Source organism: Vibrio inusitatus (assembly GCA_024346935.1).
GTDB lineage: Bacteria > Pseudomonadota > Gammaproteobacteria > Enterobacterales > Vibrionaceae > Vibrio > Vibrio inusitatus.
The window spans coordinates 156707-175082 of the sequence record AP024878.1 but is presented as its reverse complement, the minus strand read 5'-3'; the positions used below and the strand labels follow the sequence as shown (position 1 = coordinate 175082).

The 18376-nt window shown below is 44.1% G+C and carries 15 protein-coding genes; 10 read left to right on the top strand and 5 right to left on the bottom strand.

Features of this window, described 5'->3' with window-relative positions:
• Window positions 1-1921: 1921 nt before the first annotated feature.
• Window positions 1922-3106 carry a 3-phenylpropionate MFS transporter gene (locus tag OCU48_RS00825; protein ID WP_141346520.1) on the bottom strand — a complete coding sequence of 395 codons (1185 nt, stop codon included), beginning with the start codon at window positions 3104-3106 and terminating at the stop codon, window positions 1922-1924.
• Between the two features lie 173 nt (window positions 3107-3279).
• On the opposite strand from OCU48_RS00825, the gene OCU48_RS00820 reads away from it, so the two are divergent.
• From OCU48_RS00820 to fis, 9 genes are all read left to right on the top strand, one after another.
• Window positions 3280-5100 (top strand): DUF294 nucleotidyltransferase-like domain-containing protein, encoded by a 1821-nt coding sequence (locus tag OCU48_RS00820; RefSeq protein ID WP_141346521.1) that lies wholly within the window; start codon window positions 3280-3282, stop codon window positions 5098-5100.
• A 2-nt stretch (window positions 5101-5102) separates the two neighbouring features.
• Window positions 5103-5735: a 3'-5' exonuclease gene (locus OCU48_RS00815; RefSeq protein WP_141346522.1), complete on the top strand. Its 633-nt coding sequence runs from the start codon at window positions 5103-5105 to the stop codon at window positions 5733-5735.
• 192 nt (window positions 5736-5927) lie between these two features.
• A complete protein-coding gene (gene acs / locus OCU48_RS00810) occupies window positions 5928-7877 on the top strand; it encodes an acetate--CoA ligase (protein WP_141346523.1) in 1950 nt (649 codons plus the stop codon).
• A 332-nt stretch (window positions 7878-8209) separates the two neighbouring features.
• Window positions 8210-8656 carry a type II 3-dehydroquinate dehydratase gene (gene aroQ, locus OCU48_RS00805; protein WP_141346524.1) on the top strand — a complete coding sequence of 149 codons (447 nt, stop codon included), beginning with the start codon at window positions 8210-8212 and terminating at the stop codon, window positions 8654-8656.
• 57 nt (window positions 8657-8713) lie between these two features.
• Complete coding sequence (accB, locus tag OCU48_RS00800) at window positions 8714-9169, top strand: acetyl-CoA carboxylase biotin carboxyl carrier protein (protein WP_141346525.1); 456 nt, start codon at window positions 8714-8716, stop codon at window positions 9167-9169.
• Between the two features lie 14 nt (window positions 9170-9183).
• Window positions 9184-10527, top strand: coding sequence for an acetyl-CoA carboxylase biotin carboxylase subunit (gene accC / locus OCU48_RS00795; RefSeq protein WP_141346526.1), 1344 nt, complete (start codon window positions 9184-9186; stop codon window positions 10525-10527).
• A 128-nt stretch (window positions 10528-10655) separates the two neighbouring features.
• Window positions 10656-11546, top strand: a complete 891-nt coding sequence (prmA, locus tag OCU48_RS00790; protein ID WP_141346527.1) for a 50S ribosomal protein L11 methyltransferase — start codon at window positions 10656-10658, stop codon at window positions 11544-11546.
• A 131-nt stretch (window positions 11547-11677) separates the two neighbouring features.
• A complete protein-coding gene (dusB, locus tag OCU48_RS00785; protein WP_141346528.1) occupies window positions 11678-12643 on the top strand; it encodes a tRNA dihydrouridine synthase DusB in 966 nt (321 codons plus the stop codon).
• Between the two features lie 45 nt (window positions 12644-12688).
• Window positions 12689-12985 (top strand): DNA-binding transcriptional regulator Fis, encoded by a 297-nt coding sequence (fis, locus tag OCU48_RS00780; protein WP_017027299.1) that lies wholly within the window; start codon window positions 12689-12691, stop codon window positions 12983-12985.
• 421 nt (window positions 12986-13406) lie between these two features.
• Here the strand turns inward: fis and yddG are convergent, their stop codons facing one another.
• The 4 genes from yddG to zntR form a co-directional block, all read right to left on the bottom strand.
• Window positions 13407-14285: an aromatic amino acid DMT transporter YddG gene (yddG, locus tag OCU48_RS00775; RefSeq protein ID WP_141346529.1), complete on the bottom strand. Its 879-nt coding sequence runs from the start codon at window positions 14283-14285 to the stop codon at window positions 13407-13409.
• Window positions 14286-14386: 101 nt separating this feature from the next.
• Window positions 14387-14518 carry a hypothetical protein gene (locus tag OCU48_RS00770; RefSeq protein WP_280176880.1) on the bottom strand — a complete coding sequence of 44 codons (132 nt, stop codon included), beginning with the start codon at window positions 14516-14518 and terminating at the stop codon, window positions 14387-14389.
• Between the two features lie 142 nt (window positions 14519-14660).
• Window positions 14661-15842, bottom strand: a complete 1182-nt coding sequence (locus OCU48_RS00765) for an SO_0444 family Cu/Zn efflux transporter (protein WP_141346530.1) — start codon at window positions 15840-15842, stop codon at window positions 14661-14663.
• Window positions 15839-16267: a Zn(2+)-responsive transcriptional regulator gene (gene zntR / locus OCU48_RS00760; RefSeq protein ID WP_141346531.1), complete on the bottom strand. Its 429-nt coding sequence runs from the start codon at window positions 16265-16267 to the stop codon at window positions 15839-15841. The genes OCU48_RS00765 and zntR overlap by 4 nt, the downstream gene beginning before the upstream one ends.
• Before the next feature lie 436 nt (window positions 16268-16703).
• On the opposite strand from zntR, the gene purH reads away from it, so the two are divergent.
• Window positions 16704-18296 (top strand): bifunctional phosphoribosylaminoimidazolecarboxamide formyltransferase/IMP cyclohydrolase, encoded by a 1593-nt coding sequence (gene purH, locus OCU48_RS00755; protein WP_141346532.1) that lies wholly within the window; start codon window positions 16704-16706, stop codon window positions 18294-18296.
• Window positions 18297-18376 lie beyond the last annotated feature (80 nt).

The window sequence follows — 18376 nt, the reverse complement described above, 5'->3', positions numbered from 1 at the left end:
CTTGCAAGGCAGAAGTGAGCACTAACTTAGCGGATGATGCACCAAACACACCCGCGAGCACACGCTCGGTATGCCTAATCAAGGTTGAAGGGGCGTATTGATTGGGCATCAATACCTCTTCTTGCTGACTCCAAAACTGGTTGAAAGCAGTGCGAACCCTATGTCTACCAACAAATTTAGAAGCGACTAGTTCCAACTCAGCAACAGTAACCCGACTTTGATATAGGCTAATATTGTCCGACTCTGGCAATGGTGAGCCAACGAAAGCGGCTGATTGTAAGCGCTCACTAATGTTAGGACGCGTCAATATCGATACCAACACATAACACACACTATTGGCACTGATACTAAGCAGCATGCCCCAATCAGAGTTTTTAATATCTAGACTCGCCAATAATTCTGGTGGTGATATCACCCAAATAAGAACATTGGTTCCTGCATCTCCCGCCAGAATGCCCGTTTGACTCATCAGAGTAACAAGCCAGAGAATAAACCCTACAACCAAGCCAACATAAACCCCATTGCGATTGCCGTGTCGCCAATACATTCCTCCCAACAATGCTGGTGCAAACTGGGTGACAGCAGCAAAAGAAAGAAAGCCAATCGCAGACAAACTACCGATGCTATCCAGCACCTGATAAAAGAACCACGCACCAACGATCAACATGACAATCAGGATTCTGCGAATCACTAATAAGCGTCCAGAGAAATGCCTGAAGTTGTGTTGTGACAACTTCATTCTTCGCAGAAGCAGCGGCATAACAAGGTCATTGGACACCATGATAGCTAAGGCAATAGTGGACACTATCACCATGCCACTTGCAGCTGAGACACCGCCAATAAAAGCAAATAAAGCAACGCTATCAGCCCCTAATGCCAGCGGTAAACTGATGACGTAGCTATCTGCTGGGCTTCCAGGTAATAAGCTAGAACCCACCCAGGCGATAGGAAGCACAAATAGCCCCATCAGCATCAAATAGGCAGGAAAAACTCGCCTTGCGGTATGCAAATCATGAGCACGCTCATTTTCAACCACTGTGGTATGAAACTGCCTAGGAAGACAAAAGATAGCCATCATGGTCAAAAGGGTATGTATCAATAAGGTAGGTATATTAGGTGATTCATAGGTTTGCTTTGCCGCTTGCCAGAGCTCTATATCCGTTCGCTGTAGCACCACAAACATAACGAATAAGCCAACAAACAAAAAAGCCACCAGCTTTACTATAGATTCAAAAGCAATGGCCATCATCATCCCTCGATGATGCTCGGTGTTATCAATATGGCGAGTACCAAATAGCACGGTAAAGGTAGCAAGGGCTGCCACCATCAACCAAGAAACAAGATACTTTTGATTCCCTTCCTCCCCTAATACTTCTGGAGCGGCAAGTTCAATCCCCATCATAATGCCGCGCATCTGCAATGCGATATATGGCAATATACCGACTACGGATATTAAGGTAACGAATACTGCCAAGCCTTGAGATTTGCCATAGCGAGCAGCGATGAAGTCAGCAATCGAGTTAATGTGTTCGCGCTTTGCCACTAAGATCATGCGTGCCAATACGCGCCAGAAAAAGACAAATACGATAATTGGGGCAAGATAGACGGGCAGAAATGCCCAAGGGTTGTTGGCGGCTTGGCCTACGGTGCCAAAAAAAGTCCAAGAGGTGCAATAAACCGCAATAGAAAGGCTATAAATCCAAGGGCGCCATGAGGCTAACCACTGCGGACGTTTGTCCCCGTACCATGCTACTAAAAAAAGCAGTACTAAATAGAGCAGCGATGCGGGAACGACAACCCATCCTTGCATAAACAATCCTTAACCAGCCTTAGTTTTGAATACATCTAACCTATGGTCTATTCTCAAGAACGCGTAAGTTTAGATGCTATAAGACTAGTCAAAGATCGCTTTGTAGCTCAATTAGTTAGCTTGTTTTTGTGGTTCAATCCCCACTTCTTCAACATTCCCTTTCTGAGGGTCCAATTTAACAAACATGGCTAACACACCCATACTGGCCATAACCCAGAAGACATTTGCCCCCCAAAGCTCATAGCCCCAACCACTAAGCGCCGTCATCGTCGCCATTACAATACCAAGAGGTATCGCGTTGTAGAGTGCTTGCAGTGCTACCATCTTATGTTGCTCTGCATCTTGGATATAACGAATTGCTGCAATATGTGCTAGTGCAAAGGTAACACCGTGTAGCAACTGAATAAGAATCAATGCAAATAACATGGTAGTTGATGCGGTTAGACCCCAACGTACAATAACGCCAACAGAAGCCACTAAGAATAGAGAGCGCAATGTCCATTTACCAAACCATCGATTGCTGAAAGCAAAGATACACACCTCAGCAACAACACCAAGGCTCCATAGGTAACCAATGATATCGGCACTGTAACCAGCATCTTTCCAGTAGATAGTACTAAAACCGTAATAAGCAGCATGGCTCCCTTGAATTAGTGCAATCAAACCAATGAACTTAATCACTGACCATTCGCGTAGCAAGCTACTGAGCTTAGGTCTAACTGATTGCACGTTCCCTTGCGTTACAGGCATTGGATTGGGATTGCGCATTGACGCCACGATAGAAAACGCAATGCCAGCCAAAGCGGTATACACGATGAAATCAATGCCAAATTGAGCAACAAGGAAACCGACGACTGTTGAACCCGCAATAAAGGCTATCGAACCCCATAAACGAGTTCGACCATAGTCGAGCATCTTCAGACGAGCGTAGTGATTGGCCATTGCATCAGAAATAGGAATAACTGGCCCACAACAGGCATTAAAGAGTATGGTAGCCACAGCCATTAGCCAGAAACTTCCCCCCGTAAAAAGATGAAATGCTATGAAAACGAGCGAAGCTAGACTGAGTACCCGAAGAGCGGGTATCAAGTGTTCAACTTTATGAATGCGAGGAGTAATAATAAGGTTTGCGGCGCATCGGGTAGCAAAGGCTATACCAAGCAGCAGGCCGATATCTGAGGCAGAAACCCCTTGGTCTTTAAACCAAAGTGCCCAGAATGGGAGATAAACGCCATAGGCAAAAAAGAATCCCAGAAAATACTGAGATAGCCACGCGTATGGAGAGGGTTTCAACATCAAACTGTCCTAGATTAAGCAATACTCGCGGCAATTATGAAGTGAACCTAATGGAATAAAAAGGGATAACTTCAATTTCACCTTTTCCTTATTAGACCAAAGTCGTCTGGAGCTTATTTGAGGATTTGTCACACTAGTAGGGTTAGGGTTTGTCGCCAAAGGATTAAGTCTTCATGCCTGAAAAATTTAATACACAGCACCCTCCTTTTGACCGCCTCACTCCTCAGGAGGTAGAGCAGTTAAAGACATCGTTAGATATCGCCTACTTTCGAACTGGCGATGTTCTGCTCGACGCTGGACAATCAACGACACACTTATTCGTGCTGATAAAAGGCTCGGTCGAAGAAAATTACCAGCAAGAGATCTTTGCTCATTACGGTCACGACGATTTATTTGATGTGCGCTCATTATTTGAAGGGAAAGTGCGTCATCAATACGTCGCACTTGAGGATGTATTGTGCTACCTGCTGCCAAGTGAGGTTTTTCTCTCTTTATTCAATAGTAATTCGTCATTTGCCGAATACTTCGATAGCAGTCTATCCAAACGCCAACAGCTCATCAAAGACGCTAAAAAGCAACAAAATTTGGCTGAATTCATTCTCACCAAAGTCGATGACTCTATCTATCACCCTCCATTAGTGTTGCTCCCAGATATTTCAATAAAAGAAGCCACCATTCTATTGAATAATGACGATATCGATGCAGCCTTAGTAAAGCTCTCTGAGGCCGACCCCCGCTTGCAAGAGCACCCTAATCAATCCCCCTATGCCATTGTTACACGCACCAACCTTTTGCATTCTTTAGTGCTTGAAGAGAAAAGCATGCAAACGCCAGTGTCCGACATATCAACATTTCCTGTATTTGAGGTGCATGAGGGTGATTTTGTCTTTAATGCCATGCTCACCATGACGAGAAACAAGATGAAACGAGTAATGGTGGTCAACGAAAAACACGCGGTAGGAATGCTAGACCTGACTCAAATCCTAAGTGCTTTCTCTTCTCATTCTCACGTTCTCAGTTTAAGCATTGCTCGCGCTAAGAATATCGATGAATTAGCACAGGCTTCTCAAAGGCAACATGATTTTGTTAAAAGCCTGCTGATCAATGGCATCCGCACTCGATTTATCATGGAGTTAATTTCTGTGCTCAATGAACAGATCATAGAGAAAGCATTCCAATTAGTCGTTCCCAAAGATGCACAACAGCATTGTTGCCTACTTGTTCTTGGTTCGGAAGGACGAGGAGAACAGGTTCTAAAAACAGATCAAGATAACGCCCTGATCCTTGAAGATGGATTTGATTGGCCTGAATGTAGCGAAACAATGGAAAAATTCACCGAGACCCTACTGGAGCTTGGTTACCCTCTTTGCCCCGGAAAGGTGATGGTCAATAATCAGCTCTGGGTCTCTAGCCAAAGTGAATGGAAGAAAAAAGTGGCTAAATGGATTGAAGTGAGTAATGCGGATTCAGTGATGCAACTGGCCATCTTTTCGGATGCTTTGCCGGTTGCGGGTAATAAGGTTTTGGTAGAGCCCGTTCTCAACTCACTGCACGATACTCTAACTGGCCGGATGCTCACCCTTTCTGACTTTGTTAGGCCTGCTCTACAATTCTCGGTACCTTTAACTCTATTTGGTAATGTCAAAGCACGCAAAGAAGGACTCGACATCAAGCAAGGGGGGATATTCTCTATTGTCCATGGCATTCGCACTCTTGCACTTGAGCACAATCTCCGCCAACGTAATACCTTTGAACGAATCGAAGCCTTACATGAATTAGGCTGCCTAGAAGATGACACCGCCGATAATCTCAGTGAATCCTTGAAGCTCTTCTTCAAGCTACGCCTTGCACAACAATTGGCTCATCAAGACTCATCCAACAACTTAGATCTTAATTCACTCGATAGAACCGAGCGAGACCTACTCAGACACAGTCTGCATGTCGTGAAAAAGTTTAAGCAGTTCCTTAGTTACCACTACCAGATCAGAGACTGACTATGAACTGGCTAATCAGACATTACTGGCACTGGAAGCTAAAGGATTCACCTTATCAATCGCTATTTTCAGAATGTGATAGCGATGAATATGTGTCTATAGACTGCGAAACCACCAGCCTAGAACCAACAAGGGCTGAACTTGTGACGATTGCAGCTACTAAAATAATCAACAATCGCATCATTACTAGCACTCCTTTTCATGTGAAACTCAAGGCGCCCCAATCATTGGATGAGAATTCAATCAAAGTGCATCAAATTCGCCATCAAGATCTTGGCGATGGGCTTGAAGAAAAAGAAGCTTTACTGCAATTACTCGATTTTATTGGTAACCGCTCCATCGTGGGTTACCACATTCGCTACGATAAACGAATTCTAGATATCGCGTTCAAGAAACATTTTGGGTTTCCTCTTCCTAATACCATCATAGAGGTCAGTCATATCTATCAGGAGAAACTCGAAAAGCATTTACAAAATGCCTATTTCGACCTGAGCCTAGAAGCCATTTGTCGACATTTAGACTTACCTATACGTGATCAACACAACGCGCTTCAAGATGCGATTACTGCGGCACTGGTATTCGTTCGTCTCACTAAAGGTGACCTTCCAAATCTCAATATGCCGCATATCAAGTAGCGATTTAGCTCTCAGTTATCGAAATAACCCTTTAATTTCACAGCGATAGTTACCTTCTCATCCTAAAGTCTAATTGTGGAAATTCCGCAGGTAATAGACAGTTATAACCGTTACCTCGAAATGCCAAACAGACCGTCAGATATTGAGCGACTGTCACAACGAATAGCGACAGAGTTCACAAGGAGATCAGTAATGAGTGAAGCCCACATTTATCCGGTTAAACAAAATATCAAATCAGTAACCCATGCAGACAACGATACCTACCTAAGCATGTATCAACAGTCCGTTCAAAACCCAGAACAGTTCTGGGCAGAGCATGGCAAGATCGTCGACTGGATTAAACCCTTCACTAAGGTAAAGGAAACCTCATTTGATACAGGCCACGTCGGTATCAAATGGTTTGAAGACGGCACATTGAACGTGTCAGCGAACTGTATCGACCGTCATTTAGCTGAGCGTGGTGATGAAGTGGCTATCATTTGGGAAGGTGATGATCCTGCCGATGACAAAACGCTTACGTTCAATGAACTGCATAAAGAAGTATGTTTATTCTCTAACGCGTTAAAAGCTCAAGGGGTTAAAAAAGGCGATGTAGTCTGTCTTTACATGCCAATGGTGCCTGAGGCTGCTGTTGCAATGCTCGCCTGTACGCGAATTGGCGCGGTACACACTGTCGTATTTGGTGGTTTCTCTCCAGAGGCGCTTGCTGGTCGTATTGATGACTCTGATGCAAAAGTGGTTGTTACTGCCGATGAAGGAGTTCGTGGTGGTCGTGCCGTCCCGCTGAAGAAAAATGTGGACGAAGCACTACGTAACCCGAATGTTACTACCATTAGCAAAGTGATTGTATTCCAACGTACCGGTGCTGATGTTGATTGGAATGCTGATGTTGATGTTTGGTGGCATGATGCCGTGGCCAGTGTTGATGCCAATTGCCCACCAGAAGAAATGAATGCTGAAGATCCACTCTTTATCTTGTACACCTCCGGCTCTACCGGCAAGCCAAAAGGTGTACTTCACACCACTGGTGGTTACCTAGTGTATGCCACGATGACCTTTAAATACGTGTTTGATTACCAACCGGAAGATGTATTCTGGTGTACCGCTGACGTAGGTTGGATCACTGGCCACTCTTATTTGGTATATGGACCTTTGGCCAATGGCGCGAAAACAATCCTATTTGAGGGCGTGCCAAATTACCCAAATACCAGTCGCATGAGTGAGGTCGTCGACAAGCATCAAGTGACCATTCTCTATACGGCTCCAACCGCTATTCGAGCATTAATGGCAAAAGGTGACGAAGCAATCCAAGGCACAAATCGTAGTAGTCTGCGTATCATGGGCTCGGTGGGTGAGCCCATTAACCCTGAAGCGTGGGAATGGTATTACAACACTATAGGCGACGCAAAATCCCCAATAGTGGATACATGGTGGCAAACCGAAACAGGTGGAATATTGATCACTCCACTACCAGGCGCTACTGAGCTAAAACCAGGTTCAGCAACTCGCCCATTCTTTGGTGTACAACCAGCACTTGTGGACAATATGGGTAACGTCATTGAGGGCGAGGCTTCAGGTAACCTAGTCATTCTTGATTCTTGGCCTGGTCAAATGCGCACTGTATATGGTGATCATGACCGTTTTGAACAAACCTACTTCTCAACCTTCCAGGGCATGTACTTTACGGGTGATGGGGCAAGACGAGATGAAGACGGGTATTACTGGATTACCGGCCGTGTGGATGATGTACTCAATGTTTCAGGTCACCGCATGGGTACTGCAGAGCTAGAATCAGCCCTAGTAGCACACGATAAGATTGCCGAAGCGGCGATTGTTGGCGTTCCCCACGATATCAAAGGGCAGGCCATTTACGCTTACATCACCCTAAATGCGGGTGAATATCCAAGTGCTGAACTACACAAAGAGGTGAAGGATTGGGTTCGTAAAGAAATTGGTCCTATTGCAGTACCTGATACTTTGCACTGGACTGACTCTCTTCCTAAGACTCGCTCAGGTAAGATCATGCGAAGAATACTAAGGAAAATCGCAACAGGTGATACCAGTAATCTGGGTGATACCTCCACTTTGGCAGACCCAAGTGTGGTTGAAAAACTCATTTCAGAGAAAGGTGAACTGGTTTAACCACTTACTTCAAAATCATTAGCCGTCACATCGTGACGGCTTTTTTGTTTAAACACGGTTATAAATTAAACATAATGAAAATAGACAGTTAGCCTAGATTCATTAGGTGAGAGCTATTTAGTCGATTTAACATTATGCCAACATTAAATCGTCGCTAAACTATCTCTCACCACCTGTGATTAGACCAGTAAATTGCTGTTAATTTCGTTGAATTAGCTATAATCATGCGCTAATTTGCTTTTTTACAGAAATCTGACTGGAAATTCTTCAGGATTCGTAAAATAATTAAAGGCAATAGTGAACAACTCACAATTACGGAAGATAGCGACAAGATGGCGACAAAATCACGCGTTCTACTCCTGAATGGCCCAAATCTAAATCTACTCGGTAAACGAGAGCCTGAGGTTTACGGTCACGCTACATTAAATGACATAGTCAATAACCTGCACAAGCAAGCAGAGCAATTGGATGTAGAACTCACTCATGTTCAATCGAATCGAGAATATGAGTTAATTGAAGCTATCCACGCAGCAATGGGAACGATTGATTTTATTATCATCAATCCAGCCGCATTTACCCACACTAGTGTCGCCCTAAGAGACGCACTACTTGGGGTAAGTATTCCGTTTATAGAGGTTCATTTATCTAACGTACATGCCCGAGAGCCATTTCGTCACCACTCATATCTTTCAGATAAAGCAGTTGGCGTGATATGTGGACTAGGAGCACAAGGTTACAAATTCGCACTGTCTGCAGCTATTGAGCAGCTACAGGCATAATAAATCTGAGCCGTCTCGACGAATGCGAGAGGCCACACACAAGACAAGAGAAGAATCATGGATATTCGCAAAATAAAAAAACTAATCGAACTTGTAGAAGAATCAGGAATTGCTGAGCTAGAAATTTCTGAAGGTGAAGAATCTGTGCGCATCAGCCGCCACGGCAATGCACCTGTAGCTCCAATTCAATATGCAGCTGCGCCTGCTCCAGTTGCAGCTCCAGTTCCAGCAGCTGCTCCTGCAGTAGCTGAAGCGGCTCCAGCTCCAGTAGAAGCACCGGGTCACAAAGTTCTTTCTCCAATGGTAGGTACTTTCTACCGTGCACCAGGTCCTGATACAAAACCATTTGTTGAAATAGGCCAATCAGTAACAGCTGGCGAAACTATCTGTATCGTAGAAGCGATGAAGATGATGAACCAAATCGAAGCTGACAAGTCTGGTGTTGTAACAGCAATCCTTACTGAAGACGGTAGCCCAGTAGAGTTCGACCAACCGCTTATCGTTATCGAATAATAGAGGTCGATATTATGCTAGACAAATTAGTCATCGCGAACCGAGGCGAAATTGCGCTTCGTATCCTTCGCGCATGTAAAGAGCTAGGTATTAAAACCGTAGCCGTGCACTCAACCGCTGATCGTGATCTTAAACACGTTCTATTAGCCGACGAGTCTATCTGTATCGGTCCTGCTCGTGGTATCGACAGCTACCTGAACATTCCGCGTATCATCTCAGCAGCAGAAGTTTCTGGTGCTGTGGCGATTCACCCAGGTTATGGGTTTTTATCGGAGAATGCTGACTTTGCAGAGCAAGTAGAGAAGTCAGGTTTCATCTTTGTTGGCCCTAAGGCGGAAACCATTCGCATCATGGGTGACAAAGTTGCTGCTATCAATGCAATGAAAAAAGCAGGCGTACCTTGTGTTCCTGGTTCTGACGGTCCTTTGGACGACAACGAAACAGCCAACAAAGCCCACGCTAAACGCATTGGCTACCCAGTAATCATCAAAGCGTCTGGCGGCGGCGGCGGTCGTGGTATGCGTGTGGTTCGCTCTGAGCCAGAGCTAATCGAAGCGATTGCTATGACTCGTGCGGAAGCAAAAGCAGCCTTCAACAACGATATGGTTTATATGGAGAAATTCCTAGAAAACCCTCGTCACGTTGAAGTGCAGATTATTGCTGATGGTCAAGGCGGCGCTATTCACCTTGGTGAGCGTGACTGTTCTATGCAGCGTCGTCATCAGAAGGTTGTTGAGGAAGCTCCAGCTCCAGGCATCACTGACGACATGCGTAAATACATTGGTGAGCGCTGTACTCGTGCTTGTCTTGAAATCAACTACCGTGGTGCAGGTACTTTTGAGTTCCTATACGAAAATGGCGAGTTCTACTTCATTGAAATGAACACCCGTATTCAGGTAGAGCATCCAGTAACTGAAATGGTTACAGGCGTTGACCTAATCAAAGAGCAACTACGCGTTGCTGCAGGCCAGCCTCTATCTTTCACTCAAGATGATATCAAGCTACGTGGCCACTCTATTGAGTGTCGTATCAATGCTGAAGATCCAGTGCGCTTCCTACCTTGCCCAGGCAAGATTGAACGCTTCCATGCTCCTGGCGGCATGGGCATTCGTTGGGAATCTCATATTTACACGGGCTACACAGTACCACCTCATTACGATTCAATGATTGGTAAGCTAATCACCTATGGTGAAAACCGTGATGTTGCGATCGCCCGCATGAAAAATGCATTGAGTGAAATGATTGTTGAAGGTATTAAGACTAATATCCCTCTTCAACTAGAAATCATGAATGATGAGAACTTCCAGCACGGTGGAGCAAACATCCACTACCTTGAGAAGAAGCTCGGCCTACAATAAGTTTTAATACTTATTAAAAAGGGTCAGAACCAGTCATGCTGGTTCTGACCCTTTTTGTTTACGTAGATGAAGTTGGTTAAATTTACTGCTAAAATCCACGCCAATTATTAATACTCAGAGTGAACTCCATGCCTTGGATTCAAATCAAACTTAACGCCACTGACAAAAATGCCGAGCAAATCGGCGATATGTTGATGGAGCAAACCGGTGCCCTTTCCGTGACCTTCCTTGATGCTAAAGATACCCCTGTATTTGAGCCTCTACCGGGTGAAACTCGTCTTTGGGGCGAAACCGACATCTTAGCCCTGTACGATGCAGAAGCAGATACACAGTGGATTCTAGAGCAAATGGCTGCTAGCAACCTTCTAGAGCAAGGCTTCGCACATAAAGTTGAGCAACTTGAAGACAAAGACTGGGAACGCGAATGGATGGATAATTTCCACCCAATGAAGTTTGGTGAGCGTCTGTGGGTTTGCCCTAGCTGGCGTGAGATCCCAGAGCCTGACGCAGTCAATGTTATGCTTGACCCTGGCTTAGCTTTTGGTACAGGCACACACCCAACTACTTCTCTCTGTTTAGAGTGGTTAGAAGGGCTAGATCTTGAAGGAAAAACAGTAATCGACTTTGGTTGTGGTTCGGGCATCCTTGCGATCGCAGCGATCAAACTAGGTGCCAAGAAGGTAGTTGGGATCGATATTGATCCACAAGCGATCATCGCATCGAAAGCGAATGCCGAACGCAATGGTGTGAAAGACCAACTTGAGTTGTACCTACCGCAAGATCAGCCTGAAAACCTAATCGCTGATGTGGTTGTCGCTAATATTTTAGCGGGTCCTTTGCGTGATCTTTCTGGTGTTATTAAGTCTCTCGTTAAAGATGAAGGCGAGCTAGCTATGTCTGGTGTGCTTGATACTCAAGCCGAAGATGTTGCTAACTATTACCGAGATCAGTTCGATATTGCACCTATTGCAGAGATGCAAGAGTGGTGTCGTATCTCTGGAAAAAAGCACACTAGTTGAGACACATCAAAATTTGAGCAAAAAACATTCGAATTATAGAATATTTTTTAAAATGCTCAAATATTAGGCTTTTCACAAGCCAAAAAAATGCGTAAAATGCGCGCCCTTGCTGTTAATAATGTGACCATGATTTGAAAATCGGAAATTACCAACTTAAGAACAATTTGATTGTAGCACCTATGGCTGGCGTTACGGACAGACCGTTTAGAGAGTTGTGTCTACGATATGGCGCTGGTATGGCTGTCAGTGAAATGATGCTAGCCAACCCTAAAACATGGAACACATCGAAATCACTGCAACGAAGAGTACATGAAGGTGAATCGGGCATTCGCTCAGTACAGATTGCAGGATCGGATCCAAAGTTAATGGCAGAGGCAGCGCAGTTTAATGTTGATAGTGGTGCTCAAATCATCGATATCAATATGGGTTGCCCAGCTAAAAAAGTGAATAAAAAACTAGCCGGTTCAGCACTACTTAAGCATCCAGAGATTGTTCAACAAATTCTGAAAGCGGTAGTAAATGCTGTAGATGTCCCTGTGACACTAAAAACTCGAACCGGTTGGGATACAGAACATAAGAACTGTGTCGAAATCGCTAAAATGGCCGAAGACTGTGGCATACAAGCTCTCGCCTTACATGGTAGGACGCGTACTTGTATGTACAAGGGTGAGGCAGAATACGAAAGCATCAAAGCGGTTAAGCAAGCTATTTCGATACCTGTTATTGCCAATGGCGATATAGATAGTCCTGAAAAAGCGAAGCATGTACTGGAGTTTACCGGTGCAGACGCCTTGATGATTGGTCGCCCTGCCCAAGGTCGTCCATGGATTTTCCAAGAAATCCAACATTATTTAGAAAACGGCACCACGATGCCTGAACCTCCTATGCAGGAAGTGAAAGACATCATGCTTGGTCACGTTCATGAACTTCATCTATTTTATGGTGAGTTCTTAGGTCCGCGCATTGCAAGAAAGCATGTGGGTTGGTATCTAAAAGAGCATGAACAAGCGCGTGAGTTTCGCCGTATCTTTAATGCAATCGAAGTTGCTCAAGAGCAATTAGATGCATTAGAAGAGTATTTCAATTCCTATCATTGATAGGGATATGGTTGCATCATAATTACGAGAAGAGCTAGACTGAATATGTTCGAACAAAACCTGACTTCTGAAGCACTAACGGTTACCACTGTAACTGCTCAAGACCAAATCGCGCAAAAACCACTTCGCGACTCAGTAAAAGTTTCAGTAAAAAACTATCTTGCACAATTAAATGGTCAGGATGTAGACGACCTTTATGAACTAGTACTAGCTGAGGTTGAACAACCACTACTAGACATGATCATGCAATACACTCGCGGCAACCAAACTCGCGCTGCATCTATGATGGGTATCAACCGTGGTACTCTTCGTAAGAAACTTAAAAAATACGGCATGAACTAATATAAATTAGTTTAAGCATCTGAATTAAAAAGGCTTACCATTATTTGGTGAGCCTTTTTTTATACATCAACCACTAAAAAATGATCACTATAATTACCATTTATATAGTTATTGGATTCCCACATTACAAAAAGGTATAGACCTATTCAGGTGCTATAGATCTATCCATATCAGCACCTAAACTATCATTTATGATCATTAACCATTTCATAAATATAGTTATTGGTTTCGGTGTTACCAAAAGCTAACACACCTGTTCAGGGTCTGTTGCGAGCTTAACTGACTGATGTAGTTTTGATTTCCCTTTGTGGTTATGAACCATTAATGATCACATCAACTTTCATTTATATAGTTATTGAGCTCTATAGTTCTAAAAGAGTGCACACCTGTCAGTAAGCAAAGCTCACTCTTATCTTTAGGGTTATTTAGTTACTCTCCAGCACACCAGTGAGCCAACCACAACCATAACAACACCCTGCCAAAAACTACCAGATAGTGCGACACCCAAGATAATTGAAGAAAATAAAGTAGAGAAGATAGGTGTAAAGTAGGACAAGGTAGCAAGAAGTAGCATGTTGCCTTTCATGATACCGCTGTTCCATAGCCCATAACCACTCGCCATGATCATGGCAGCAAGTAACAAATAGAAGCTCGACTCTAGATTTAGAGAGATAGCAGGCTCACTGCTTAAGCCATAGTGGATCCACAGTACAACAGCAGTCATGGCAAAGAATAAAGTAATCGCATTCTTACCATTTGAAAGGCGCTTGGTAATATTACAGTAGATCGCCCATAGGAAGGCTCCGATAAACGCCATTGCATAGGTTGCAGGGTTGCTTTGTACATTCTCAGTTAACTGGCTGAAAGAGAGTGATTGATCGCCAGTAATCGCCCATGCAACACCAATAAAGGCAAGCACCACACTTGGGTATACCCAAGGGTTAGTTTTCTTGCTACTGCTAATTACCGCGATCAGCACCGTTAGTGCAGGCCATAGGTAGTTTATCACTGCCATATCCAGTGCTTGTTGCCTATCATTGGCCATGCCTATGGCTAAAGATAAGCACACCTCATAGGCTGCAAATAGACCACCAGCAACAATGACATACCGCTTAGATAGCGTTTTCAACTTTGGACTGCCGACAACAAACATTAAAATGATCGTAGCGACCGTATAAATACTGGCCGCTCCACCAATAGGCCCAAGTTGTTCCGCGACCTTTCGAGCAACGCCTATCACGCTACTCCACAAGAGAATGGCCGCAATGCCATAGAGTGTGTATTTATGTGCTTTCAAGATTCATCCTTCTTTCTGAAGCACCCATGTTATCTAATCTCCCTCTTCCTGCAATTGTCTATTAAATTCATAGACAAAAAAACCAGCCGTGTGACTAGGTTACTTTAAGTTAGAACAAATTGTTCTTCATCAGAAGCTGGGAATATCCGTTCACCATCGATAGAGTTGGAGGCTAGATATGACGTACTCTCATCGCCACCAATTTTATAGTCATCACTTAAATACAATTCTTTCACGACCAAACCTGTATCTACATCAACCCAGTAGTCGTAGGCTTCTCCCTTCTTTAACGTGTGTTCTTTAGAGATAAATGACTACATTTAGCAATAAAAAAGGCCAGCATTTATCAATGCTGGCCTACTTACCTATATAGATAGTTTAGTGAGCTAAAGAACGTTGTGTAAATACCGTTATTACTTTATTCCAGTAGTACTTTGCCATTAGCAGTGCCAGCACTATCGCTGATGAAATACTTAGCCAATGCGGTAATATTTCATGTTCTCCGGCGCTCAATGGTTGTACTGAGAAACCGTAAGTTGTTACCAAGAAATCAGTGAGAAGCCCAAACACAATCGCAGTACCTACAACTCCAGTTAAGTAAGCAATGAGAGAACGTTTACCCAACTCTTTCCCCACAACACCTAACGTTGCAACATTTGTGGCAGGGCCTGCAAGCATAAACACTAACACCGCACCGGGGCTAATTCCTGACATCAAAAGTCCGGCTGCGATAGGCGTTGATGCGGTTGCGCAGATATACATAGGAACACTGATCGCTACCATCATCAGCATGCTCCAAATGCTCCCTCCCCATTTCGCGAGAAAATCGGTTTCTACATACGTTTGCACTAAAGCAGCAAAGAACAAGCCAATCATCAACCAGGTGCTGATGTCTTTAATTAGATCTGTCGCAGCAAAGTGAACTCCTGACTTGAGTTTTTGCATTGCCGTCTTATTTCCTACTGATTCAGTAGAAGAACAAGAGCTTTGCGTTGAAGAACAGCATGAAGATTTAACTGGCTCAGGTTTCGGAGCACAGCATGATGTTTTCTTACTAGAGCAACAACTTGACGTCATTACAGGCGACTTGATTGCATTGACGCTCATGCCATCAGCCTTAGCTGATGTCAATTTCACACCACTGACTTTTAGTTTAGGTTCACTATCATCTTTACCAACCAATAACCCTGCGACTATTGCACTAGTAACCGCTGCAATGGGGCGTATGATTGCCATAAAAGGTCCAAGCAACGCATAGGACACAGAAACAGAGTCCAAACCAGTCTCTGGCGTGGCCACCAAAAATGAGGTGGTGGCGCTTTTTGATGCACCGCTTCGACGCAAACCTAATGCAGCAGGAATTACACCGCATGAACATAATGGTAGGGGCGCTCCAATAAAGGCAGCCTTAATCGTCGTTTTCGCCCCTTTACCACCCAAATGCTTTGATAAAAGATCAGTGGGAATCCACTCTTTTAAAAGACCAGCAACCACTAGCCCTAGCAACATCCAAAAGCCAGACTCTATAAATAGATCGACAAAATTATCAACCAAACTCACTTTGCTTCATCCTTTACATCATCATCAGCACTTTCTAGTGCTTCCAAAATAGAACAATGAGTCGCAGGCTCATTCCCACCACAGCAAGAAGCACTCAACTTACTCAATGAGCTCTGAAACACCTGCAACTCTCGAATTTTTTCTTGAACATTAAGTAACTTGAGATCCACGATATCTTTGGCTTCATGACAAGTATGGCTGTCTTTATCAATTTGGATTGATAACAAGTCTTCAATTTCGGTCAACGTGAAACCAATTTTCTTTGCTCGAATTATAAACCTCAATCTATCGGCATCATTGTAGTTATAAACCCGATAACCATTATCACTACGTGCGCTTGCCTTTAACAGGCCATGCTTTTCATAAAAACGCAGTGTATCTGGCTTAATGTCAAATAGCTTTGCCAGTTCCCCTATCTTGTACATATCGAGACTCGTTAATATTGTATTACTTCGCTAAGTATAAACCTTAGATATAACTCTAAGGTCAAGTTTAACATCCATAATAAATGATGAATATTTCAAAGTGTTTGTTTTGTACTTTTAAATCACCTGAGTGCCTAAAAGGCACTTTATTTACAATAAAATGCAAATGCCAAACGATTGCGCGAGCTTTTTACTAAATTATTCGCTAGAATACGCGCCATTCGAATTGATGTTTTTTTGCACGCCGAAGATTTTTGTCAAAGTTGTTTCATCATCATGACGCAGACTCAACTTTGACAAACATCTTTTCATCCAACTTGATTCCAAAATCAGCAGAAGTTGTGAGTATGCACCAGACGATCGAGCTAATGATTCGGGGCTTCTCATTTATTCTGTCGATAGCGGATAATCTTAAGTACTTGAGGAATATGGAAGCATGAGTAACGCTCGCCCAATTCGCCGCGCTCTTATCAGCGTATCTGATAAAACTGGCATCGTAGAATTTGCTAAAGCCCTAGCTGAACGCAATGTTGAACTTCTTTCTACTGGCGGTACCGCTCGCCTACTTGCAGAACAAGGCCTAGCAGTCACTGAAGTGTCTGACTACACTGGCTTCCCAGAAATGATGGACGGTCGTGTTAAGACCCTTCACCCTAAAGTACACGGCGGTGTACTTGGTCGTCGTGGACAAGACGATGATGTGATGGAAAAGCACGGCATCAATCCTATCGATATGGTTGTTGTTAACCTATACCCATTCGCTGAAACCGTAGCAAAAGAAGGTTGTACCCTTGCAGATGCAGTTGAGAACATCGATATCGGTGGTCCAACAATGGTTCGTTCTGCAGCGAAAAATCACAAAGACGTGACCATCGTTGTAAACGCTCACGATTACGGTCGCGTAATTGCAGAAATGGATGCAAACGATGCATCTCTAACCCTTGAGACTCGTTTTGATCTTGCGATTGCCGCATTTGAGCACACGGCTTCTTACGATGGCATGATTGCTAACTACTTTGGCACTATGGTTCCTTCTTACGGTGAAAACAAAGAAGGTGACGAAGAGTCGAAATTCCCTCGTACGTTCAACCAACAGTTCGAGAAGAAGCAAGACATGCGCTACGGTGAAAACAGCCACCAAGCAGCTGCATTTTATGTTGAAGCAAACCCAGAAGAAGCGTCTGTATCAACAGCTCGCCAAATCCAAGGTAAAGCACTGTCTTACAACAACATCGCTGACACTGATGCCGCTCTTGAGTGTGTGAAAGAATTTGACGAGCCAGCATGTGTTATCGTTAAGCACGCTAACCCATGTGGTGTAGCGCTAGGCGAAAACATTCTAGAAGCTTATGACCGCGCATTCAAAACAGACCCTACGTCTGCATTTGGTGGCATCATCGCGTTCAACCGCGAACTAGATGCTGCAACTGCAACTGCTATTACTGAACGCCAATTTGTTGAGGTTATCATCGCTCCTTCTGTTTCTGCTGAAGCAGTAGAAATCGTTGCGGCTAAGAAAAACCTTCGTTTACTTGAGTGTGGTGAGTGGACAAGCAAGACCACAGGCTTTGACGTTAAGCGTGTGAACGGTGGCCTGCTAGTTCAAGACCGTGACCAAGGTATGGTGTCAGCAGAAGACCTTAAAGTAGTGTCTAAGCGCCAACCAACAGACGAAGAGCTAAAAGATGCTCTATTCTGCTGGAAAGTAGCGAAGTACGTTAAGTCGAATGCAATTGTTTACTCAAAAGGTGACATGACTATCGGTGTAGGCGCAGGCCAAATGAGCCGTGTTTACTCTGCGAAAATCGCGGGCATTAAAGCCGCTGATGAAGGTCTACAAGTTGAAGGTTGCGTAATGGCATCGGATGCTTTCTTCCCATTCCGCGATGGTATCGACGCTGCGGCTGACGCAGGCATCAAGTGTGTGATTCAACCAGGTGGTTCAATGCGCGATCAAGAAGTTATCGATGCTGCTGACGAACATGGCATGGCGATGATCTTTACTGGTATGCGTCACTTCCGCCACTAATCACTTCGCATTACTTAGACGATTAGTAAATTATCGAGCCTCTCAAATTTGAGAGGCTTTTAAGAATTTAAAACGTGAGG